This window comes from Magnetococcales bacterium, from assembly GCA_015231175.1.
Lineage (GTDB): Bacteria > Pseudomonadota > Magnetococcia > Magnetococcales > DC0425bin3 > HA3dbin3.
In genome coordinates, this window is the sequence record JADGBZ010000002.1 from 67,648 (window position 1) to 91,445 (window position 23,798).

A 23,798-nucleotide genomic window follows, 5' to 3' on the forward strand; every position below is an offset into this window, starting at 1 on the left:
GCAAGACAACCAGGTGCGCCGGATTGCGCTGGAGCGAATCCGGCTGTCTGGATTTCGTTATCACTCGAACGATATGACCAGTTTCTTCCCAAAGATGGCAGCCGCTTTTTCAAGTTGCTTCAAAGATGGGCAGTGATGCGGATCCTCCAGCCGTTTGGCTGCCGGCCAGGAAGTTCCCATGGTTCGGGCAACGTCGGCCATGGATCGACCTTTTCTGGCCTGACGGATGAGCATGGCGGCCTGTGTCTTGGCATCCGGGGCCACGAGATACGCGCCGACTGCCTTGGGGGTGGGTTGGGGAATGTCCATTCCTTCATCCATTCGCCCGTTCAGGGTCATCGACAGCACCTTGGAAGCGTTGGATAAGACATCCTCCAAGGTATCTCCCTCGGTGAAGGCCTCTTCCAAATCAACGAATTGCGCGAGGAATCCCCCGTCCTCGGGTGTCAAAATGGCGGGATAACGGATATCCATGTTGCGATCCTTATTTCAGCTTGATGCCCGTTTGGCGTTCGATTGATGCAAGCGTCCCTGGTTTTACATCCTTGGATCCGTGGAGTGGAACGGAAGTGCGCCCGGAACCTTTACCTAACGGACATGACTGCCTTCCTGGCGTAAAACGAGCCACCCTCCCGCTTGCAACCGTTTGATGATCTCGTGTCCGTTCATGCCTGTAACAATATATCAATTTTGATCTATAGACAAGGAAAATTGGCCAAGGATGCCATGCAAAGAATGACCATGGCCATCCTTGGCAGGGCGAGATTGCGCAGAGGTGAGGAGTTTTGGCTGGGGTGTCCGCTAGGAGGGGGTCATCGTCCAAGCCGCCACCGCTTCCGTCAGGGCATCTCTTCCATCGGGTTTGAACCAACCGCTGATCAGGGCGGCTCCCCAGGCGCCTGTTTGGGCCACTTCCTGGAGGCCTTTCAGGTCGATACCGCCGATGGCCACCAGGGGGAGGGCGGTGTGGCGGCATGCCGTGGCCAGGGCTGCGATGCCTCGGGCTGTCAGGGCATCGGCTTTGGTGTGGGTGGCGAAGATGGGGCCGAAGCCAATGTAGTCTGCCCCACTTTGTTGGGCGGCGGCGACCTCATCCAGGGTGTGGGTGGAGAGTCCGATGATCCGCTCCCGGCCCAGAAGGCGTCGGCAGACAGCCACAGGCAGGTCATCCTGGCCGACATGCACGCCGTCGGCCTCCAGTGCCAGGGCCAGATCCACCCGGTCGTTGATGATGATGGCCGTTGTGGGAGCCGCGCTTCGCAAGGCGGAGACCCAACGGGTCATGAAGTGGTATTGCTCAAGACCACTCCCCTTGCAACGCAACTGCACCAAGGATATGGAAGAGGCGCCCAACTTCCGGGCCAAACGTTCCGGCCCGTCTCCCTGCAACCAGGATGGGGCATGTCGCGCCAACCAGGCAAAGTCCAGAATGGGGTAGAGGCCACCCTGAGAGGGGTGCAGGGTCATAGGTGGGAAAACAGTTCTTGATCGATTTTGTCGGCATCGCCCAGGTTGAATGCGACCAGGCGGCGCAGGTGACTGAAACTCTCCACGTCCATCTCCTCAAACCGGATGGCGGCGCCGCGTTGGGGGTGGCTCCATAACACCTTGCCCCGAATGCGCAACGCATCCTCTCCCAGGGGGAGGATGCCTAGAACCGTCTCTCCAGAGGCGGGGAGACTCTCGCACCAAAACAGCATCCCCTTGAGGCTGATGTCGTTGAAGGCGCCGGGGTACGTTTTGCCGTTGGCGCCGGTCAAGACCAACTCATGCTGGAAATGGACCCGCGAATAGCCGCGGCGCTCTGCATCAGACGGTGCGGTTCCCTGGTTCATGGAGACATGCTCCTATTCAATCTTCGTAACCATTCAGCATCCGGCAAGGAACCGGGACTCAGGGGGCCGACTCCCCGACAGGGCCTCAGACAGCGTTCTGGTGGGGTTCGGGGCGAGGCCCTGACAAAGGCTTTCATGTCCAGATTTTTCTTGAAATGGTGCCGAATCGTTACCAATCTTTCATGTCAAAGCGTGTCCAGAAAGGGCATTGTACAGCTGTATGACATGGTTTGTTACAATCATGTGAAGTCTCTGTCATATCCGGGCAGTTGGTCAAGGGATGAAAGCCAAGCAGATCACGGGCCAAAATGTTTTTTGAGGATCGTTGCGATGCGTCCGGCGGCCTGACCGTCCCAAAGTTCCGGGAGACGCCCTCTTTTGCCGCCTTCTGACATTATTTTGGCAACCGCCGCAAGAATGTGGGCGGGTTGGGTTCCAACCAGGGTGTTGGTTCCTTGGGTGACGGTCACTGGACGTTCGGTATTGTCCCGCAAGGTGAGACAGGGAACCCCGAGGGCGGTGGTCTCTTCCTGGATGCCTCCGGAGTCGGTCAGGACCAGGTGGGCCTGGGAGAGCAGGCTTAACATGTCCATATAGCCCAGGGGGGGTGTGGTCAGGATGTGTTGATGGTGCTGTTGTTTCAGCAGGCCGGCGGTCTGCATCTGCTGGGCGGTTCGTGGATGCAGGGGAAAAATCAGGGGAAGTTGCTGGCTGACTTCTCTCAGACAGATCAACAGTTGTTCCAGGTTTTCCGGATGGTCCACGTTGCTGGGGCGGTGCAGGGTGACCACGCCGTAGGCGCCCTTTCTGCCAGGGCTTGGGGAGATGGGGATGCGATCACCACCGGGCCATTTTCGGATGACGGCGGCAGCCTGGGGAACCTGCGGCAGCATGCGGCGCAGGGTGTCGATCATCACGTTGCCGACAAAATGAATGCGCTCCGGGGGAATGCCTTCCCGTTGCAGGTGTTCGTGGGCCGTTCTTTCGGTGGTGAAAAGCCAATCCGCGATCTGGTCGGTCAGGATGCGGTTGATCTCTTCAGGCATGGAGCGGTCGAAGCTGCGCAAGCCGGCTTCGACATGGATGACCGGCACCCCCTTTTTGCTGGCGACCAGGGCGCAGGCCAGGGTGGAGTTGACATCACCCACCACGAGGACGGCGCGGGGTTGCCAGCGGTCGATGATCGGCTCGAAGCGTTGCATGATGGTGGCGGTTTGCACGGCGTGGCTTCCCGAGCCGACCCCCAGGTCATCATCGGGTTCGGGTATGCCCAATTGCTGGAAGAAAGCCTCCTTCATGGCCGCATCGTAGTGCTGGCCGGTGTGGACGAGGCGGACGGGCAGGGGGGTGGGCGGTTGCTGCAAGGCGGGCAGGATGGCCGCCATCTTCATAAAATTGGGGCGCGCACCCACCACGCACAACAGGGGCGATGTCACGAAAACACCTAAAGGTCCGACGGGCCGCCAAAAAGGATTGAAAAACTGGGATGGAGGTCCAGGAGGAAGGGCTGTGCCCTTCCTCCTGGTGGGGTTCGGGGCGAAGCCCCGACAAAGGCTTTCATATCAACCTCTCTTCACAAACCATTCAGTACCCATGGGGTTCGGGGCGAAGCCCTGACAAAGGCTTTCATGTCCAAGCTTTCCTATCCAAGCCTTTCCAGTTCAACATTCTGCCAAAACCTCCCATCCTTTTCACGGATTTATGGCGGAAAGACGTTGAAACGCATCCTCTTTCTTCAGGCTTGGATCGGATTGCGCAATCTCGTCAAGAATATGGGTAATATCGTTCTGTGGTATAGTCTCTTTGCTGACGATTTTATCCAAGAGTTTCAGCGTATGTTTTGGGAAGCGGGAAGTTAGCTTGGATGTTTTGTTCTTCTCGATAAGAAATAAAACCGAGCCTCCCCGTTTCTCTGGGCAAAGTTGATCCTCGATGGTATCAACCACATCCGGGAACGCACTATCCGCTGAAATGGCCAGCATGGCGAGTTCTTTGGAAATATCTTCAGATTTATCCTTTGGACGTGTTGGCCATGCACGTTTTAACCACGGCCCCATTGCCTCTTTCCACAAGGTGGGTGCTTTTTCTCCCGCAGCCTGTACCATATCTCTGAGCGCCGAGGCAACCATGGCCAAACTGGTGGTGTTCATGCTGAAGAGTACACTGTGCGATTCATCCGGAGAGATGCCCCTGTCTGGTGGTATGGCTATATGAATGAATAATTGAATCCCGTTGTCGCGGACATCTTCCGGAATCTTATCAAGATGAGAGAGTATCTTAAAAAATATTCCCTTGAATACAGGAAGAAATTTTTCTGAGTAACGAGGAGAAGAGAGATAGCCCTGCCATAGATATTGATTGAATGTGTCCATATGATCGACATCCATACGACATAACAGGGTGTTTTCTGTCCAAACTGGATCGATAGAGAAGAGGTGTAATAGATTAAGCGCTAAACGTACCCGAGCCAGATCGACTGATGGCCCTTCATCCTTGGTGATCCTGTCGAAGCATGGTTGTAATCGCCTGGGTAATCCCGGGGGTTCACCGGGAGGCACTCGCGGAAAATGGTTTGCCAACTCATCAAGAAGAATCTGTCCTAAAATACCGCCAGAATGGTTGTAAGACATGTTGAAATCAAGGTTATCCTCTTGTGCTTCTTCTTTGAGAGACGCATCCCACATTTTTTGCCATAGTTTTAGTTGCAAGTGTTCGTCCAGGTCATTTCGAAAATGTTGTAACCAATTTGCAGGCGTGGCGTTCATTTCGGTCAATATTTGCAAAGGCATCACGTTTAAAATGCTTGCAATTTTCCCGATAATGCTATCCTGAGGTGTTTCAGATTGTCGATGACGGGACAAAAAGTCGGCCCATGGAAAAACAAACCAGTGACCTTGATCGGCGGCGTTTTTGAGTAACGTCAGTGCAGATTCGAAATTTTCTTTGCAAAAATCACCCCATCCATCTCCGTTCCACTTGTTTTTCAAAGGATTATCTTCTCGCGCCTTTGTCCGGCGGATAAAGTCTTCGGTGGTCATTTTGGAAAAATTTTGTGAAACTTCCCCTTCGTCAGGGCCAAACCGTTGTACACCAGTGCTATACCTTGCGAATTCCTCGGCATGGTCTTGCTGTGGTTCCAGTTGATGCTTGAGACGGATTTCGTTGAATTTATTTCGGGTATCGTGTGGCAGTTCCACTTCCGATTCAATCAATTTGAGCAATCGAAGCCACACCGCCCGCTCATAAAAGGATGCCGATTCTTCTTCAATGAGATTCGGGAAAGCAGTTTTAAACCGGGCATAATCTCCTGTAATGGCCTTTGTCAATCGAAGCACATCTTCATGTGTAAGATCTCGACCGCGTTTGCGCAAAAAACGGCAAGTTTCACGTTGGGTATCAGTGGCCCACAGCGATGGAAAGGGATGATTCAGCAAAAGTTCCAACCCAAGGCTGACCCCGTGTTTGCTGTCTTGCGTGGCGGCATACAAGGCCAAACGCTGAAAAATTGGATAAGCAATATATTGCCAGCGCTGCGCCAGTCGAGAGGCCCCATCCGGGTCTCGTTCAAACAAGGCATCGTAGGCGTCCCGTACAAGGGCAATCAACTGCACCCATCCTTTGGGGCGCGAGTTCTGGTCATGAGGAGAGATGGAGGGGTAACTCTCGCACGTCCAATCTTTTTCGGGTGATGCCTCGCCAAACACCTGGAGCCACTCCATCGCCTCTTTCAACCGCATGGTGAGGTCATCAGCCATGATGGCCAATGTTCCTTCCCAATCGATAGCGTTGCCCTTGGATTGATTGATGTTATCAAAGTGGCTCCGGGTACCAACCAACTCGACATCCATGACGTACCAATCTCCGGGTTGGTTGGGATCCGGGTTTGCCTTACCAAACACGTTTCTGAAGAATTTATAATTTTCAGATTTAAAAACCGGAATGGGGCGCAGATGGTCCAAAAATGATCTGATGGCAAAGGGATTATTCGGATCCAACGGAGGGAATGTCGGAAGAACCCGTGTGTTTTTCAAGGACAAGGTGTAGGCGTAGTCATCATCCGCAAGAACCCGCCATATTTTGGCCAAGGCCGAGGGAATAGGTGGAGAGCTGTTTCCGAGAGCGTGCTGAACTTGAGACCGAAGGCGCAAATGCAGCACGCATCCCTCTCCAAAGGCCCATTCAAGAGTCTTCGGGCTATCCAGATATTGGGCAATCCAACGACCTAAATGAAACACGGCTGGGTGGATATCCAGATGGTCGGTCAAGGTTCTGGAAACCAGGGGAACGTCGATGGGTTTTCCATCGTTGCTTTGGCCAATGGACTGACTCAAGATCCCATTTTTCTGCAAGGCCGCAAGCCATTGCGGACCGGGACGATCTTTATCTTTCAGGTCGGCGAAAAATTTGGCGGCATCGACATTTTGGAGTGCCCAGGTGAGTTCCTTAATGACCGGATCATCATCATTCGAGGGTGGCGTTCGTCCAAGCTCCCTGAATTTTTGGTTCCTTGCATCACGGCCTTGGCGATGGTCATCCGCCCATTTCTTCAACCCCTGCCACAACTTTTCGTGATGGTTGGTCGCGTCATAGGGCAGTGGTTCCAAACCCTTCAATTTCCATACTTGTTCAGCATCTTCCTTGTTTTTGTGGTCTTCATCACCGCCCCAGGGAGCAAAAGCATAAGGTTTTTTGAAAAGCGCATACCCCCTGCGGGCCGCCGCCAGGGCGCTGACCAGGTAACGCATGGTGGGGTCTTCGACCCGATAACCCAGAAAGAGAACATGATAGTGGCGAAACAGATCGATCACAAACCGGCGTGCCCATCCTTCCAACAGGTAGGCCGTGCCAAAATCTGCCACACTCAACACCAACCCCAGATTGTCTGGAGTGTTATCCAACTTTCCGTGCAGATAGATCAGGCCATTCAATGTATCTGGCCTGGCTGGCGGGAGAGCAGGCGCTGCATGAATGGACGTGTCGTGATTGGAATCCTCGTCTCTGATGGATTCTAGAGCAATCTCGAACAAACAGTCAAAGTTGGTTGTGACCAATCTGCCACGCGGCTTGTCGAGATCGGCCAATCTGGCCAGAATAACATGATGATCAGAAATTTTGTTATTTTGAGACAGGTGGTGTTTGACGCGCTGGCGCACCTTTCTTGGGTCAAATCCACCATCCTCAGCGGCTTCCAAAAAGCCCAAAGCTTCATCAAATTTGTTGTTTTCATACGCCTTCCATGCCAACGCTTCCGTGCTTCCTGGCATACAACCCGTTTTCTCTGGCAGTAAATCCGTAAAAACATTCTTGACCAGTTCCTCGAAGGAGGGCATCCCCGCAGGCATGGAAACACCCGCACCACAAAAGAGGATAACCTCGTCGTCTTCGAGGGATCTGCGCAACTCATCCGGGATAAGGCCCACGGCAGCTCCTGTTTCTTCCAGAAAAGCCTGGATATGAAAGCCTTTGTCAGGGCTTCGCCCCGAACCCCACCAGGGCGCTGCCCTGGACAAAGCCAGGGAGCCAGCCCCCTGGACCCCGATTGGTGGCTGGATCGTTCTCAAACCCGCGTGATCCCCTTGTTGATGGCATGGGAGTAAAAATTGAGGAACAGGATACCGCTCATGCCGAGTTTTGTGCCTTCGATAAGAGTGAGCGCCGACTCGAACAGGCGCCGGTAGCGGGCCAGGTAGGAGGCATAAACATCACCGAAAAACTGTTCGCCGGTTTGTTTCAGGAGGGCATCGGTGCATCCATCTTCCACCAGGTCCAGGACATGGACGAAATAGTCATGCTGGGTGACGCCGAACTCTCTCTTCAGGGCCAGATACTCCCCCTTCAACGCCTCGAAGCGGTCGCCGACGGCCTCTTTGATGTGGGCATTCATGGGGTTGTTGATGCGGGTGATCAAATTTTCAAAATTGACCTGATTGTGGTTCAGCTCCAGGGTGTTGGGGTAGCGGCCAAAGAGACCGTCCCAATGGCGGGCAACACGTTCGGCGCCGGGATCCAGGAAACGATAGCGGGGGAGTTCCCAGGGGTTCTCCGCCTCGATGAGACGATCCTCCTCCTTCAGGCTGTGGTACAGGGCTGAATCCCGGATCAGCATGAGGGTGCAGGAGACCTGGTTCGGGTTGTCGGTCCACTCCAACTCACGCATGAAGGCGATGTTTTGCCGCAGAGAGGCGATGGTGGAGTTGGGACCGAACATGATGAAGCCGATGATGACGTAGAAGAGGTCGATCCTTTTGAGCATGTGCATGGTGGCCACGTTTTGAGCGATGGTCGCACGCTTGCCGTAATAGGCCAACTCCTGCTCCGATCCCGCCTCCAACCCGACGATAACCACATCGACGCCGGCCCGCTTCCACAGGCGCAACAAATCTTCATCCCCGGGCTCCAGAAGGGAGTCCCCCCGCATGTAGACCTTGATGGAAACCGGCAGGCGCCGGCGGATGATGTCCTCGCAAATCTCCCGGGTGCGTTGTTTCCCCTTGCGACCGGGATCCTCGAAAGAGCTGTCGGAAAAATTGAAGATGCGGGCGCGGTATTTCTGGGTCAACACTTCGAGTTCGTCCACCACATTCTTGGGGGAGCGGCCACGCCAGACTTTCCCCTTTTGCAGGCGGGTGTAAAAATTAACGGAGCAGAAGGTGCATTGGGCAATACACCCCCGGGAAGTGAGCATGCGGACGCTGCCCAAAACGCCGCCGTCGTTGGGGTCGCGGGCGGCGGTCTCCAGGGAGTCGCGGGCCGGGAAGGGTAGTGAATCCAGATCGGCGATCAAAGGGCGGGGCGGATTGCGCACGATATGCCCATCGGCATGACGCCACACCACGCCGGCAACGGGCGCCATCTCCCGTTGGCCAAGGGCCAGACGCTGCATGATCTCCAGAAGGGTGTGTTCCCCTTCGCCGTAGACCATGCAGTCGAAAAGGGGTTCCGCTGCCAAAATCTGTTCGGCCAGCGAGGAGAGGAAGGGACCGCCGAGGATCACCATGGCCTCCGGGCGCCTGGCTTTGATGCGGCTGGCGACATCACGCACATTCAGGTAGTTCACCATGTTGAGCTGAAAGCCGTACACATCGGCTGCCAACTGGCTGGCCAGGTGGATCTGCTCCTCCCCCTGGCTGGCAAAGCATTGGTGCAGGAGAACAGGAAAATCATGCGCCCGCAGAAAGGAGGCCAGGTGGCCGATACCGATGGGAACCTCCTGTTCAAACTGATAATCCCCTTCCATGACGACGTTGATCAGGCTCAAGGTCGGCAGGGGGGGGCGGGAAATGTGTGGTCGGTAGGGACGTTCACCCGGCATGGCGTCGGCCTGGGATGGATCATGCAGAGAGGTGGGTTGAAAAGTTTCTGTTTTGGCATCCATGATCAGTTCTCCGGCGCGTCGTTCCTGGGTCAGGTGAAAAAGATGAAATCGTGATCACCCCGATAACCGCAACGCTCATACCACCAACGCCACTCTTCAGGGGTATAAAAGCTTTCGCAGGTCAATTGCCAAGCCAGCAGGTTGGCCTTCTCCTCTTCGTTGCGATAGGACTCCACGGCGATCAATTGACGGCTTCCGCGTCCGACGCGCCGGATTTCGAGGATGGCGCGCTCCAGGTCGTAACAGTACAGGTTATGCAAGGTGATGAGTGAATAGACAAAATCAAAGCTTTGGTCGGCGAAGGGGAGGTGGGTGGCGTTGCCGACCTGAAGAAAGGGTTTCACCTCTTCCTTGGCATGTTCCACGGCGTATGCGGAGATGTCGAGGCCGGCGACATGGACCCCGGGCAACTCCTGGGTGAATTCGTAGAGCAGGAACCCTTTGCCACAGCCGACATCCAGGATGCGATCCCCGGCTTTGAGGCCGTAGTGGTCGATCAAGGCGCGGGCAAAGGGGCGCCAGCGACCGTCATAGCGATGGCCGCCGTAGCCGTAGCGGCGCTCCCCGTCCCAAAAGTCGTAGCCCCACTGTTTGGCCACGGTGGCGCAGGCGGCCTTGTCATCGTCCAGGAGGCGTTGCCGATAGTTGCGGGAGGTGCGCTGGTGCATCTGATCCATGAAATGAACGCGGGCCATACGATGATTTCCTTGCAAAGAAACGAATCGGGGTCCAGGGGGCTGGCTCCCTGGCAGGTCCAGGACGGAGTCCTGGTGGGGTTCGGGGCGAAGCCCTGACAAAGGCTTTCATGTTCAAGCTTTTTTATAAAGGGTGCTGAATCATTACAAAATGTCATACGAAATAACCATGTTCCGGGTCGATGGCGAGGACATCCAGGATGGCCAGGTTTTTACTGTGCGAGACGCAATGGTGTCGGCAATGTGCTGCCGGATTGAAAGTCAAGAGGCGCTGCCGGTTCTCTTCCGAGAACCAGAACTTTTTGAAGGAGCGCTCCCGGATGGAGCCCAGAAGGCCTGTTTGAGTATAGGCCTTGTCCTGACAGGTATAGACCGAAGCGTCGGCGCCGATCACCGTCAAATACTGGAGGAAGGGGCAACGGGTATAGCTCTTGTCGAACCGCTCCTCCAGCTCGTGGTAGTGGTCGATCACGGTAAAATTTTTGTCATTCAGGGCTTTGGCTGCGGAGATCTGAGCGCTGGTCGCGGCCATGATGGGGCGGTGATAGGCGTTGTTCGCCGCGCCGTCGTTGGCCACCACCGCGCCGGAGAATTTGACGTGGTTGACTCCCAACGCCTTGAAGATCTTACAGGCTTCCAGAATGTGTTGATGGTTGTCGTGGGTGACGATGAAACTGATGCCCAGTACGCAGCGGCTGCCCATTTGGGCAAAGTGGCGCATGTTGTCGCACACCCGGGCGAAGTCGCCATCCTTGATGCCACGGGCCTTGGCATAGCTCGCGTCGTCCCAGGCGTCGATGGAGATGCGCACCCAGGTGCCGTGGCGGGCGAAAACCTCGGCCATGCGCCCCTTGAGATTGGCGCCGTTGGTGAGGGTTGCCACGCGGATGCCGCCGGCGGCCAGGCGTTCCACCACCTCGGGCAGAGGCTTGTATACCAGGGGATCGCCGCCGCCGGAGAAGGTGACGGCCTTCACCCCCATGGTGATGCAGTCATCCACAATTTCAAACATTTTATCCCGATCCAGGGTGTCGCGTTCCACCATATCTTCGCCCAACTGCAAATGGTCCACCCGGTAGGCGCAATACCAGCAGTCGTGGTTGCAAACATTGGTGGGTTTGATGCGGATATGGACCGGGGCGCATACACTCCCCTGCTGCAAGGCGGCCAGGTGGTCCGTAAAACGCAAAAATTTCATGGAACTGTAGAGTTTGCTCATCGTACCGGATCCATCTTGGTGCCGTTCAACGCCGTGTGGGAAGGTGATCCAAAACGGCGTTGACGATGTGAAGGGGTTGCAGACCGTAGCGATCCATGAGGGCATCCTGGGAACCATACCCCTCGGGGAAGGCGTCCGGCAGGCCCAGCCGTACCAGACGCGGCAAAGGGGAGGGGAAGGCGTCCATCAGGGTGTCGGCCACGGCGCTGCCCAGACCGCCGATGCGGGAGTGCTCCTCAAGCGTGACGAGCAGGGGGCTGTGTTTTGCCAGGGCGAGGATCGCCGCCGTGTCCAGGGGCTTGAGGGTGTGCATGTTCAAAACGCCGCAGGAGACGCCCTCTTCTTCTTCCAGGAGTTCCGCTGCCTTCAGGGCACGGTTGACCACGACTCCCGTGGCGATGAGGGTGGCATCGTTCCCTTGCCGCAGGGGGATGGCCTGGCCGATGACGAAGGGATCTTCCGCCCGCGAGACCACCGGATCCCCACCCTTGCCCAGGCGGACGTAGATGGGGCCCGGCCAGGCGAGAGTTTGCTCCATGAACCGGCGCATTTCGTCGGCGTCAGCTGGCGAGACGACGGTCATGTTGGGTTGCAGCCGCATCAGGCCCAGATCGTCCACAGCCATGTGGGTGGGGCCCTGGGGGGCGTAAACCAGCCCGCCTCCGTTGCCGATCAGCCGGACCGGAAGATTTTGCAGGCAGAGATCCAGGGTGATCTGTTCCAGGCAGCGGCGCGTGAGAAAGGTGGCGATGGTGTTGACATAGGGGATGAACCCTTCCAGGGCCAGGCCGGCTGCCACGCCGATCAGGTTTTGTTCGGCCACCCCCTCCATGAAGAAACGGGAGGGAAACTCTTTTTTGAGGCCATCCAGGGTGCCCGGTCCGAGATCGGAGCCGAGAAAAATCACTCGGGAGTCCCGCCGGACCAGCTCATGGATCATGTTGTGACAGGCGCGGCGCATCAGACGGCCTCCAGGGCTTGAAACATTTCGGTCAACTCTTCCGGTTTGATGCGGGATTTATGGTGCCACTGCGGGTTTCCTTCGGCCATGGGAATCCCTTTGCCCTTGACGGTATGGGCGATGAGGACGCTGGGTGACCCTTCGGCAAAGGGGAGCGCACGCAACGCCTGTTGCAGGGCGTTCACGTCGTGGCCATCCACCTCCCGCACTGCGAAACCGAAGCTGCGCCATTTGTCGGGCAGGGGGTGCATGTCCAACACTTCATTGACCCTGCCGTAGGATTGCAGTTGATTGCTGTCCACGATGGCGGTCAGGTTGCTCAGGCGATGTTTGTTGGCAAACATGGCCGCTTCCCAGACCGACCCCTCGTTGAGTTCGCCGTCACCCAGGATGACGAAGACCCGGTTTGAACGCTGGTGCAGTTTGGCGCCGAGGGCCATGCCCGCACCCATGGAGAGGCCATGCCCCAGGGCGCCGGTGGAGGCTTCGATGCCGGGAACCTTGTTCAGTTCCGGGTGTCCTCCCAACGGACTGTCCACCGCACAGAAACGGCTGAGTTCCGTGGCGGGAAAATAACCCTTGTCCGCCAGAATGGCGTAGAGCGCCAGGCAGCCATGCCCCTTGCTCAAAATGCACCGGTCCCGTTCCGGCCAGTGTGGGGAGAGTGGGTCGTAGCGCAAGATGTCATCGTAAAGAACCCGAAGGATCTCCACGAGGGAAAGGGCCGACCCGGGATGACCACGACCGCTGCGTTGCAGGGAGCGGAGAATCAACCGCCGCAGCAGGCGTGACCGCTCGTCAAGTGGGGTGGAGGTGTTGGGTTCGCACATGGAAGTGACTTTTCTCCGGCTGTGACCGGTATGGTATGTCCTGATCGTCTGAGGCGTATCTGTTCGGCGCCCACCCAAAATTGATTGAAAAACCGGGCGATTGAAAAACCGGGCGATTGAAAAACCGGGATGGAGATCCAGGAGGAGGGGCTGGGCCATTCCTCTCACGCAAGATTCACGTCTCGCAAGATTCACGCCACAGGTCGCAGGAGGGCCGGAAGCCGCATCCTGGCAGGGGGTGGAGATTTCATTTTGGCGGAACCAGGAGATTGGGCTATCATGGCGGCGCTTCGGAATCATGCCAGTGCCGACGGGGAGATGGACCAAAGGGAATTTTTTGCCGTCCAGCATGGCCGGAAGTTGCCCTATGGTGCCGACAGCAAGGGTCATCCCGGTCATCACCACGAACATCGTGCGGCGCATTCTCATGGTCGAAGGGTCAGGGGTGTTCACTCCCTGTCCCGTACCGGTGAGCCGGAACGCGGTTGTTCACCATTTTTGAAAGGGTTGTCTACATGCTGAGGGAAGAGGATGACAAGCAGTGGGTTCTCGTGGTTGATGCCGACCGGGCCAACCGTCATGAACTGTCGGCTTTGCTTAAAGAAGATTGCATTGTGGCCCTGGCTGGTCGTGGGGACCAGGCCCTGGCGCGGGTGGTGTTGGATCCGCAGCCGGATGTGATTTTGTTGGGGTTGGAGTTGGAGGATATGGACGGGTTTGCCATTCTGGACCGGCTCAAATGGGATCACCGCACCAATGCCATTCCGGTTCTTTTGGTCGTGCAGGAGGAAAACCGGCAGGAGGTGCAACGGGGTCTGGATATGGGCGCGGCGGATGTGGTCACCCGGCCTTTGCTTCCAAGCCTGGTGCGCAGGCGTGTCGCCAATCTCCTGGAGGTGGCGCGCCAAAGAAACATGCTGGAACGGCTGGTCCACCTGGATGGGTTGACCGGTATTTGCAATCGGCAGCATCTGGACGCAATCATGGCCCGGGAGTGGGAACGGGCAGTGCGGGGAGGGACCATGCTCTCCCTGGTTCTGCTCGATGTGGACCACTTCAAGGTTTTTAACGAGCAGTACGGCTTTGTCATGGGAGATCGCGTTTTAAAGGCCGTGGCCAAATCCCTGCAAAAACTTCTGCATCGACCAGCCGACGTGGCAGGCCGTTTTGGCGGTGGGGAGTTTGGTCTGATCCTCCCCGAGACGGACCATCTCGGGGCCAAGCGCATGGGTCAGGAGGTGTGCCGGGTGGTGGCGGATTTGTGTATTGCCCACACCGCGTCACCGACGGCGGACCATGTAACCGCCAGCGTGGGCGTGGCGACCACCATGCCTCGGGAGGGCGCCCTGCCCGACATGCTGTACCAGATGGGCCGGGATCGGCTCTCCGAGGCCAAGAAAGCTGGGCGCAACCGTGCGGCCTGGAATGAAGAGTAGACTGTAAACAATCGTTGGCGTTTCCCGGCATGCCGCACTGGGCGTCTGACGAAGCCTTTCGTGTCCGGGTTTTTCCTGCAAGGGTGCTGAACAGTTACGATAGACCAACAACTTCCCAGCGCTGGGAAACTCGCATGTCCCGGTTTGGGGTGACTCCGACACAGGTCTTTTGTTGCGAATGAGGCTATCGCGGTTTTGCGAGCGGAAACCGTTTGCAACCACCGCCGTGCGACAAAGTGGACCCAGAGATCACCCGTTTCCGGGACACAGGCGACGACAGTAATCCTGCATGATTCGGGCCAGGTTTGTGGGGCAGTGTCATGACCTGCCGTTGGCATGAGAGTGCATGAAAGATGAATGTCATGGATTGAGAACGCAGCGGCTTCTTTATCTGCCGTTGGGATGAGGGTGTATGAAAGATGAATGTCATGGATGAAAACGCAGCGGCTTCCTTCGCGCACTTGGAGGCCCGTCTGTGTGAACGCATCATTGGTCAGGATGGGCTGTTGCGCCGTTTGCTTGTGGCGCTTTTGGCGGATGGCCACTTGTTGGTCGAGGGGGCCCCGGGCTTGGCCAAGACCCGGGCAGTCAAGGAACTGGCAGCCGGGCTGGAGGGGGATTTTCACCGCATCCAGTTTACGCCGGACCTGTTGCCAGCCGATCTGACAGGCACGGAAATTTTTCGTCCGCAGGAGGGGTCGTTTCGTTTCCAGCCCGGACCGTTGTTCCACAATTTGATTCTGGCCGATGAAATCAACCGGGCGCCGGCCAAGGTGCAGTCTGCCCTGCTGGAAGCCATGGCCGAACGCCAAATCACCGTGGGCGAGGTGACCCACGCCTTGCCAAAGTTGTTTTTGGTCATGGCCACCCAAAACCCGATCGAACAGGAGGGAACCTATCCTTTGCCTGAGGCCCAGTTGGACCGGTTTCTTCTGTATGTCCGGGTTGTTTATCCCGACCCGGCCACAGAGCATCGTATTCTCTCTTTGGCCCGTTCCGAGGCCAAGGGGGGAGAGGAGTCCGGGCGGAGTCCAGAACCTGTTTTGCGCCAGGAGACCCTGTTCAAGGCGCGACAGCAGGTTTTGGCCGTGTATCTGGCTCCGACGCTGGAGGAGTATCTGGTGCGTCTGGTTCTGGCGACGCGCGACCCGGCCCCCTATGGAGCGGAGTTGCGAGGTTGGGTCCGTTTTGGCGCCAGTCCCAGGGCGACCATTGCCCTGGACCGCTGTGCCCGGGCACTGGCCTGGCTGGCAGGCCGGGATTTTGTCACCCCGGAAGATATCCAGTCTCTGGCGCCTGACGTGCTGCGGCATCGGGTGTTGCTGACCTTCGAGGCCGAGGCGGAAGGGATCACCCCGGACCGGCTGGTGACCGAGTTGCTGCAACGGGTGGCTGTGCCCTGACGCCGGGTGATCGCCCGGCAGTTGTTTAGGAGAATGATTCGGTATGAATGATCCAACAGGGATTTTTCCCCAGGCTCCGCCGGGAGGTGGAGGAGTCTCTTTCTTCGAGGATGTCCAGCCGGGTCTTTCGGGAGGGAGAAAGACCATCTTGGTGGTGGATGATACCCATGAAAACATTCATCTCTTGTGTGGCATCCTGGGTGAGGAGTACCGGGTCCAGGTGGCCTTGAATGGCGAGAGGGCCCTGCGTATCGCCGCCACCAAACCACAGCCCGATCTGATCCTGTTGGATATCGTGATGCCAGGCATGGATGGCTACGAGGTGATGCGCCTGCTGCGCTCCTCTGCCCTGACCATGGACATTCCGGTCATCTTTGTCAGTGCCAAGGATCTTTCGTCCGATGAGCAGCTCGGCCTGGATTTGGGCGCCATCGATTATTTTTACAAACCGTTCGTTCCGCCTGTTTTTCTGGCCCGGATCCGTAATCATCTGCACCTGAAGGCTGCCCGCGACCAACTCAAGGATCAAAACATCGTTCTTGAGGAGAAGGTTGAGAAGAGAACCCGGGATTTGTTGAAAGAGCGGTCGAAACTTGCCCGTCTGGTGCAGGTGGGGATCGGCCTTTCGAGCGAACGCCATGAAGACAGGTTGCTGGACTCCATTCTGAGCGGCGCCATGGAGATTTCTGGAGCGGATGCCGGTATTCTCTATATCCGTACCCAGGATGATCAGTTGGCTGTGGGCATTGTTCGCGCCAACACTCTGCGCATCTACTTTGGTGGACAAAGTGGCAAAAGTCCGCCATTTCCGAAGCTTCCTATGCGTGATTCCACTTCGGGCCAGACCAATCTTTCCCACGTTGCGCTGCGGGTTGTCCATGCCCGATCCCCTGTCAATGTGCCGGATGTCTACCAATGCCCCGAGGAGGACTTTGTCGCCATTCGCCGTTTCGACAAGCTGACCGGTTACCGCTCCAAATCGTTGCTGGTAGTACCCATGTTCCCTCGGGGGGGGGAGGTGGTCGGGGTGTTGCAACTGCTCAACTCGCATGATCCGGATCGCGAGGGAATCGTTCCCTTCTCAAGCGAGATTCAATCTTTCGTCGAGGCGCTGGCGGCTCAGGCGGCGATTGCCCTCGACAATCATAATCTGGTGCGCTCCCAGTCCCATTTGTTGGACTCGTTCGTCGAGGTGATCTCCATGACCATCGACGCCAAGTCAACCTATACCGGAGGGCACTGCACCAGGGTGGCGGAGGTGGCCCGCCAGTTGGCCCAGGCGGCCTGCGCCAAAAAGGATGGTTCCCTGGCTGATTTTTCCTTCAACAGCGAGGAGGAGTGGCGGGAGTTTCGGTTTGCCGCGCTGCTGCACGATTGTGGCAAGGTCACAACGCCTGAAGCCGTGGTGGACAAGGCGACCAAGCTGGAGACCATCCATGACCGTATCCACGAAATTCGAACCCGGTTTGAGGTGTTGTGGCGCGATGCCGAGATCGACTATTGGCGGCGCCAGGTCCAGGGAGAAGTTGACCTCACCATCCTGGAGCATACGTTGGCCACCACCCGGCAGACTTTGCAGGAAGAGTTCGCTTTTGTGGCGGAGTGCAACCTCGGTACTGAATTCATGACCCCACAGCGCATGGATCGCCTGAAGGAGATTGCCAAGCGGCGCTGGGTGCGGCACTTCGATGACTGGCTCGGCCTGTCCAACGAAGAGTTGCAACTGCGCCAGATCCATGGCAAGAGAGAGCCCCCGGTTGAAGAGTGCCTGCTGGCTGATCTTCCCGAGCATGTCATGCTGCGTGACAACCCCACCCCCTTTGGCGACAATCCGTTCGGGTTTAAGATTGAGGTTCCCATGGCCATCTACAACCGGGGCGAGCTTTACAATCTGTCCATACCCAGGGGTACCTTGACCCCCGAGGATCGGTTCAAGATAGCCGAACATGCTGCCCAGACCTACGCCATGCTGCGGCGTCTTCCTTTTCCCAAGGGTTTGGACCGGGTTCCCGAGTATGCCGGGTCGCATCACGAGGCGCTCAATGGCACTGGATACCCCCGGCGGTTGACGGGTGAACAGTTGTCAATTCCGGCGCGTATCCTGGCGGTCTCGGACGTTTTCGAGGCCCTGACGGCCTGTGATCGCCCCTACAAAAAGGCGAAAAGCCTGCGTGAGGCGCTTGCCCTCATGTCCCACATGGCCGAAGAGGGGCATATTGACCCGGAGTTGTTGGCATTGCTTGTCGAGAGTGGCATTTGCCAGGCCTACGCGCGCCAGTTTTTGCGACCCGAGCAGTGTGATACCCTGACTGGGCAGGGGGCGGGGTAGCGGTCAAAAGGGGGGGGTGAGAGGGTGCTGGATAGTTACGATTTTTGGGCCAATATTTCCGGGGAGTGCTGCCATGTCCATGATGAACATTGAGTGGTCAGACGAGATGAGCGTTGGCGTTGCATCGATCGATGCTGACCATAAAAAACTCGTTGGATTGGTCAACGACCTGTTTTCCGCCTTTTTTATCGGCGTTGGCGATGATGCGGTCACCACCGTCCTGACCGAAGTGATCGATTATACCCAGCACCACTTTGCCCGTGAGGAGGATTTTTTGCGGACACACGGCAGCGCCACACTGGCCTTTCATGCGGAGGAGCACCGCAAACTGACCGAGCAGGTTTTGGCCATTTCCCGGCAGGGGGCCTCCGCTCTGAGCGAGGACGTTCTGCTGTTTCTGCGGGATTGGTTGACCCATCATATTCTGGGAACGGACATGGTCAGTTTTATGCCTTATCGTTCGGAATGAACCGGGATCCAGAGATGGCAGGCTATTTTTGATGTCTGCCATTTCGACCCATGGGAGCTTTCGGTAAGGGCCTCGTCAACCGACAAAATGACGCACCCGGGGGAGGAATTCGTTGGCCGCGATGGGTTTGTTGATGAAGTCGTCGGCCCCCATGCGGAAGGCTTTTTCCCGTGACTCCATGGCGCTGTCCCCCGTGATCAGAATGATGGGCAGCGTTTTGGTCTTGGGGTCGTTGCGCAGATGCTGGAGAAGCCCGAAACCGTCCATTTCTGGCATGTTGACATCACAGATCACCAGGTGGTGGGTCTGTTGGCCGAGTTTATGGATGGCATCACTGGCAGATGCGGATTCGTCGCTCTCGACGCCGATGCGCTCCAGAAAGGTCAGCAGGAGCCTGCGGAAGTCAGGATCGTCATCAACCACCAGGATCCTGGGCGTGACGCTCGGGAGGTGGACCGAAAAGGTGCTACCTTTGTTCTCCTCGGAGACCACCTGCATGGTGCCGCCATGGGCGCGCATGATCTCATCGGCAAACGGGAGCCCAAAACCGGTCCCATGTTCACCTGCCGTGCCGGTCGTCGATGTCTTCTCCTCCAGTTTAAACAGATTGGCTAAACGGTTCGCGGGAATGCCAACCCCTGTATCCTGGACAAGAATCGAGGTGACATGACCGGGAGAGGCAGCTATGGTGACCTGGTCTCCTGGCCGGGAAAATTTGACGGCGTTGGAGATCAGATTGTGCAGTACCTCGCCGAACAGGTTGGGATCGGCGTGGACACGGTAGTTTTTCGGAATCTGGTTTGTCAGGGTGATTTTTTTGGCTTCAGCCTGTGGGAGCAGGTTATCCAGGGCCTTGTCGGCAGCAAAACGGGCGTCGAAAAAGCGTCGTTCCGGAGTGATCTTGCCCGTTTTGAGACGGCTGATGTTCAGCAGTTCGTCAATCATGCGCAGCATTTTTTTGCTGCTTTCGACCACCCAGGCAAGAAACGATTTTTGTTTTGAACTCAGCGGATTTTTGACATCGTTCTCCAATAGTTCCAAAAATCCCAGGATGGTGGTGAACGGTCCTCGCAGGTCGTGGGCAACCAGGGAGACAAATCTGTCTTTCAGGCGAGTGGCCTGTTCCGCCTCGTCCTTGGCCCGTTTCAGGGTGGCCATATCCTCTTTTTGCTGTGTGATGTCGCGCAAAATGCCCACCACATACCAGGCCCCCTTCATCAGGATGGCCGTGAAGGAGCCCTCCATGACAAAGGAGTTGCCGTTGCGGTGACGGACCAGGGCTTCGGCCACGAGGCGGTGTCCATTGTCACTGCCTTCCCGGCAAATGCGACCGATATCCTCCAGGAGGGTGCTCCATAGTTCCCCCTTGGCCAGAAGGGTGTGGAACTCCCTGCCCAGAATTTCGGCTGGCGGATAGCCGAAGATGCGTTCGGCAGCCGGGTTCCAGAAGATGATGCGGTTGCCGGGGTCAAGCATGACGATGGCATCATGGGCCGCCGAGGTGATGGTGTCCAACTGCTCGTGGGCTTCGGACAGTTGGGCCGTGCGCTCCAAGACCCGGAATTCCAGATCTTTTTTGGTCCGGCGGAGAGAGTCGAGCGCCTCTTGGAGTGCCCGGGTGGTCGACACCTTGTGCAGGGTATGGTAGATGGAGCGGCTGAGGGTCTCCAGGCTCAATTCCGATTTGTGGATATAGTCATCGGCCCCGGCTCGCCAAGCCTCCAGGATGGCCTCCTCCCCCTCATGGCCGGTAAACAGAATAAAACCGGCTGGACATCCGGCAGTCTTGATTTGTTGAATCAGATCCGTTCCGGTCTCACCTTCGAGTCGATAATCGACGAAGACCAGATCCGGCTCATTGTCCTTGAGCCACGCCAGGGCATCTTCGCCGTTATGGCGCACAACGGGCGTGACCTGCCAACGGGCCAGCTTGCGCAGGAAGACCCGCAGCAGCGTGCTGTCGACGGGATTGTCGTCAATGATGAGAACCTGGAGCGGACTTTTCATGTTTCTCCCAAGCGGGGGAAGAAGAAAATCGTGCCATTGTACACTTTCCTCTTCGGGGATGAAATCATTATGTCCCATCGGAAATTTTTTTTTACATTGCGGGTTTGACCTGGACGGGAAGAGATGTCCAAGACCACTCCAGGTGGTGGTGGATTCGTTATGATGGCGTAAATTTTCCGGTGAGGATGGGGAGGTAATCCGGTATTCTGCCAACCGCGTCATGGATGGATGTCTCAACCTGTTCCTGAACCTCGTCGCCGTCGGGAAAACACCGTTTTATCCGAGCGGGTCGTGGGGGAGGCGCAAACCGGGGGATGGGGGAGGGGCTTTTTCTGGTTCACCCCAGCATGCGCCTGCGGTGGCCCAGGGGGAGAGCTTTTTCTGCTTCGCCCAAGCCTGCGGTGGCCCAAAGGGAGTTGTTGGCCAATTGCCATGAAGAGTCGGGTCAATTTTCTCTGGATCTATCTATTGCCCGGGATTTTGTTGCTCGGTGCCGTCGGTTGTTTTCAGGTTGCCTGGAGCCTCGCTCAAGGGGAATTTCAGCGTCTTGTTGCCCTGACCTCGGACCAGGAGTCCTGTGCGTCGGGGTCTTTGTGGCGTCGTCTCGGTCGCCTGGAGATGTTGTACGCCCACCAGCGTTCGGCTGCCAGCCCCGAGCTTGCCGGCCAACTGACCCTGGCCGTGGAGCAGTTGCGGCAGGTGTTAAAAAACTCCGGGCAAAACTCAAATTTTTCTTCCTGTCACGCCGAGTTGGCGGCCTATGTGCAGGATGCTGCCGAGCTGTTGGGATCTGAAGGGAAAGACAAATCTTCGATGCCGCACGCTTGGCGCCAGGTTGTGCGGGATCTGGATCGCCAGTTTCGGCGTGTTGATGTCAGCAAACTGGAGGTGCAACTGGCTCGAACACGTCGCGACGAGAAGGATTTTGTGTTGCGCGGGGATCCTCAGCTGCTGCGGGCCTTGCGTTCTCACCTGGAAGAGTTCACCTCCGGGGTGAGAGATTCAGGGCTGGATGTTGCCACGCAAGAACAGTTTTTGGCCGCACTGAAGAGCTATAAGGAGGCGTTGGGGCGCTACGCAGCCAAGAGAGAGGCCCAGGAGCGTGATCGTCTGCACGAGTTTCGGGCCATGGAAACAGCCGCGGATGTCATCGTGGCCATGGTCAGCCAGAGATTGATTCCGGATTTGGCGCGAGAGATCCAACCGCTGCTCCTCTCTCCCGATGATTGGGAACCGAAACAAACCCCGGCCCAAGACGCCACGACCCAGAACGGCAAGGCAGGCACAACTGACGCCACGATCCAGAATGGCAAGGCAGGTGCAACGGCCATCGACCGGGCCTTGCCCAGGGTGGAGTCTCTCCTGGGGCAGGCCCATCTGGCCGAGGATTTGCTCAAACCTCTGCAACAGCAAGTGGGTGTTTATCGCCAAGCCTGGTCGGCTGAACAAGCCCGCCGGAAGCATCTTGCAGCAGGAGAGGAGCGCCTGCGGAAGAGTCGTTTGGCGCTGGAAAAGGCTTTGTCCTCCGTGACGGGGCAGGTGAGTGTGCCGACTGGATCTCCAGGTGGGCAAGATCTGGCCGCTGATGCGTCGGCTGGTTCTGGACAAACCCTGCTGGTGACAGCCTGGGTGCTGTTGCTGCTTGCTGCGGTGGCTGGTGGGGTGGCCATGCGACAAAAGTGGCCGATGTCAGGTAGAAGGTCATGGCCTGTTGCTGGTGGTGGCATTTTTGAACGTACACCACCTGACATGGAGCCGCCACGGCCTGAGCCGCCACGGCCCGCCTCCTCGCCACATCCCCCCCGTGCCGATGCTACCCCCCCGTGGCTGGCGGAAGCGGTTCGTCATCTGGGGGAAATTTTCCAGGATATGGATCAGGCCAGGCATGGGCAGGCTGTTGGGGAACTGGTGCGGAAAATTGAAGCGGCAGAAGCGGATATGGCAGGTCTGCATGCCGCTGTGCAAGATATGGCCGAGGGTGCTTCAGACGCCATGGGCAAGGAGAACCCATCGACCTCGGGGGCTGGCCATGCCGACCAGGTGGAGACCTTGGTGGTGCGCATGGGTGTGGGGCGTGAAGGCATGACCACCTTGGAGAGTGACATGGACCGGGTGGCTGCCGAGTTGCAGGCCGTTTCTGCCGCCACAGTCGATTTGGGACAGGAGATCCAGACCGTTGTAGGTGGTTTACAGGAGCTGGCGGCATCGTTTATCGTCGTGCAACAAAAATGTGCCATGGCCGACCAGGAGTTCAGTCAAGCCAACAATCTGACCCATGTCTCCTTTGGCATCATCGACCAACTGGCCGGCACCGCACGGGAGATCGGCAAGGCTGTGGAGATGATCGACGAGATTGCCGAACAAACCAACATGCTGGCCTTGAATGCCTCCATCGAGGCTGCCGGGGCGGGAGATGCCGGCAAGGGTTTTGCCGTTGTTGCCAACGAAGTCAAAGCCTTGGCACGGCAAACCGGAGAAGCCACCGAGATGATCCATCAGCATGCCGATGCCATTCATAAACAATCCCATGAGACCATGGAGGCGGCGCGGGAGGTCGGCCACATTTTGGAACGTATCGGTCATGCCAATACGGACATCTCAAGGGAGGTGACAGGTCAGGCCGGAAACATGGCTTCCCTGGATGCGGCCATGGGGCGCATCGCGACCAGGAGTGGCCCGGTGACGGATCAGGTGGTGACTGCATCCGGTACGGTTGAGGCGTTGGCGCAAAGTATCGGCCATCGCTCCCGCGAATGGAGTGAGCTTGATGAAATCGTCCAGGCGCTCCACGCTTGCTCCTCTGCAAGGTCGCAACCGGCCGAAGATGTCGCTCAGGAGGAGCGGGGTGGCTTGCTGGCTACTTTGGTCAAGCAGACTCTTGAAATGAGACGGCTGTTGGGCTTGGTTCGCCAAGGTGTCGCAGTGGTCGAAGAGTCATCGGCGGCTGTGGCCAGGGGCGCGTCCCGCCTCCGCTCCGTGGAGGAACAACTGCGCAATCATTGCAACCGTCCGTCTTCTGCCCATGAGTGAAAGCCTGATGCACAATCCTTGCAACCGTCCGTCCCCTCCAAGCTTTTCTTGTAGTGATTGGACTCTTTCTTGCTTACAGGGCTCTACGGCCCGGGTTGGTGTTGGATTGCTCTGCTGGTTGTCACCTCGAAGGGTGTAGGCCGTGGATGCCGGCGGGGCGTTGAGAGGGTCAATGCCTTTCCGCTCGGCGTGAAGTGACAAAAAAATCT

17 protein-coding genes and 1 pseudogene are annotated in these 23,798 nt (G+C 57.3%); 6 read left to right on the plus strand and 12 right to left on the minus strand.

Annotated elements, in window-relative coordinates; genetic code table 11:
- Positions 1 to 60: 60 nt before the first annotated feature.
- The 11 genes and pseudogenes from HQL63_00855 to HQL63_00905 all read right to left on the minus strand — a co-directional run bounded on the left by HQL63_00855 (position 61) and on the right by HQL63_00905 (position 12,915).
- Positions 61 to 474, minus strand: coding sequence for a type II toxin-antitoxin system HicB family antitoxin (locus HQL63_00855; GenBank protein ID MBF0175388.1), 414 nt, complete (start codon positions 472 to 474; stop codon positions 61 to 63).
- Positions 475 to 484: 10 nt separating this feature from the next.
- Positions 485 to 669, minus strand: a pseudogene (locus HQL63_00860) (type II toxin-antitoxin system HicA family toxin).
- Positions 670 to 801: 132 nt separating this feature from the next.
- On the minus strand, positions 802 to 1,467 hold the full coding sequence (thiE, locus tag HQL63_00865) for a thiamine phosphate synthase (GenBank protein MBF0175389.1): 666 nt from the start codon (positions 1,465 to 1,467) through the stop codon (positions 802 to 804).
- A complete protein-coding gene (locus HQL63_00870) occupies positions 1,464 to 1,835 on the minus strand; it encodes a PilZ domain-containing protein (protein MBF0175390.1) in 372 nt (123 codons plus the stop codon). Before HQL63_00870 ends, thiE begins: the two co-directional genes overlap by 4 nt.
- 296 nt (positions 1,836 to 2,131) lie before the next feature.
- The gene (gene wecB, locus HQL63_00875) at positions 2,132 to 3,226 is read right to left on the minus strand and encodes a UDP-N-acetylglucosamine 2-epimerase (non-hydrolyzing) (GenBank protein ID MBF0175391.1); all 1,095 of its coding nucleotides are present in this window, start codon (positions 3,224 to 3,226) and stop codon (positions 2,132 to 2,134) included.
- A gap of 300 nt (positions 3,227 to 3,526) precedes the next feature.
- Positions 3,527 to 7,396, minus strand: a complete 3,870-nt coding sequence (locus HQL63_00880; GenBank protein ID MBF0175392.1) for an SIR2 family protein — start codon at positions 7,394 to 7,396, stop codon at positions 3,527 to 3,529.
- On the minus strand, positions 7,393 to 9,210 hold the full coding sequence (locus HQL63_00885) for a cobalamin-dependent protein (protein ID MBF0175393.1): 1,818 nt from the start codon (positions 9,208 to 9,210) through the stop codon (positions 7,393 to 7,395). The genes HQL63_00880 and HQL63_00885 overlap by 4 nt, the downstream gene beginning before the upstream one ends.
- 29 nt (positions 9,211 to 9,239) lie before the next feature.
- Entirely contained in the window at positions 9,240 to 9,905 is a 666-nt protein-coding gene (locus HQL63_00890; GenBank protein MBF0175394.1) for a class I SAM-dependent methyltransferase, read from the minus strand.
- 154 nt (positions 9,906 to 10,059) lie between these two features.
- Entirely contained in the window at positions 10,060 to 11,124 is a 1,065-nt protein-coding gene (locus HQL63_00895; protein MBF0175395.1) for a radical SAM protein, read from the minus strand.
- Between the two features lie 25 nt (positions 11,125 to 11,149).
- Positions 11,150 to 12,085 carry a transketolase gene (locus HQL63_00900; GenBank protein MBF0175396.1) on the minus strand — a complete coding sequence of 312 codons (936 nt, stop codon included), beginning with the start codon at positions 12,083 to 12,085 and terminating at the stop codon, positions 11,150 to 11,152.
- The gene (locus HQL63_00905; protein ID MBF0175397.1) at positions 12,085 to 12,915 is read right to left on the minus strand and encodes a transketolase; all 831 of its coding nucleotides are present in this window, start codon (positions 12,913 to 12,915) and stop codon (positions 12,085 to 12,087) included. The genes HQL63_00900 and HQL63_00905 overlap by 1 nt, the downstream gene beginning before the upstream one ends.
- 279 nt (positions 12,916 to 13,194) lie before the next feature.
- Here HQL63_00905 and HQL63_00910 point away from each other — a divergent pair, with 279 nt between their 5' ends.
- The 5 genes from HQL63_00910 (at position 13,195) to HQL63_00930 (ending at position 18,552) form a co-directional block, all read left to right on the plus strand.
- The gene (locus tag HQL63_00910) at positions 13,195 to 13,437 is read left to right on the plus strand and encodes a hypothetical protein (protein ID MBF0175398.1); all 243 of its coding nucleotides are present in this window, start codon (positions 13,195 to 13,197) and stop codon (positions 13,435 to 13,437) included.
- The gene (locus tag HQL63_00915) at positions 13,431 to 14,351 is read left to right on the plus strand and encodes a diguanylate cyclase (GenBank protein ID MBF0175399.1); all 921 of its coding nucleotides are present in this window, start codon (positions 13,431 to 13,433) and stop codon (positions 14,349 to 14,351) included. Before HQL63_00910 ends, HQL63_00915 begins: the two co-directional genes overlap by 7 nt.
- Positions 14,352 to 14,770: 419 nt before the next feature.
- The gene (locus HQL63_00920) at positions 14,771 to 15,754 is read left to right on the plus strand and encodes a MoxR family ATPase (GenBank protein ID MBF0175400.1); all 984 of its coding nucleotides are present in this window, start codon (positions 14,771 to 14,773) and stop codon (positions 15,752 to 15,754) included.
- 43 nt (positions 15,755 to 15,797) lie between these two features.
- Positions 15,798 to 18,083, plus strand: coding sequence for a response regulator (locus tag HQL63_00925; protein MBF0175401.1), 2,286 nt, complete (start codon positions 15,798 to 15,800; stop codon positions 18,081 to 18,083).
- A gap of 73 nt (positions 18,084 to 18,156) precedes the next feature.
- Entirely contained in the window at positions 18,157 to 18,552 is a 396-nt protein-coding gene (locus tag HQL63_00930; protein MBF0175402.1) for a hemerythrin family protein, read from the plus strand.
- A gap of 75 nt (positions 18,553 to 18,627) precedes the next feature.
- On the opposite strand, the gene HQL63_00935 is transcribed toward HQL63_00930, so the two are convergent.
- Positions 18,628 to 20,559, minus strand: coding sequence for a response regulator (locus HQL63_00935; GenBank protein ID MBF0175403.1), 1,932 nt, complete (start codon positions 20,557 to 20,559; stop codon positions 18,628 to 18,630).
- Between the two features lie 432 nt (positions 20,560 to 20,991).
- Between HQL63_00935 and HQL63_00940 the strand changes: the two genes are divergently transcribed.
- Entirely contained in the window at positions 20,992 to 23,589 is a 2,598-nt protein-coding gene (locus tag HQL63_00940; GenBank protein MBF0175404.1) for a hypothetical protein, read from the plus strand.
- Positions 23,590 to 23,798: the final 209 nt, after the last annotated feature.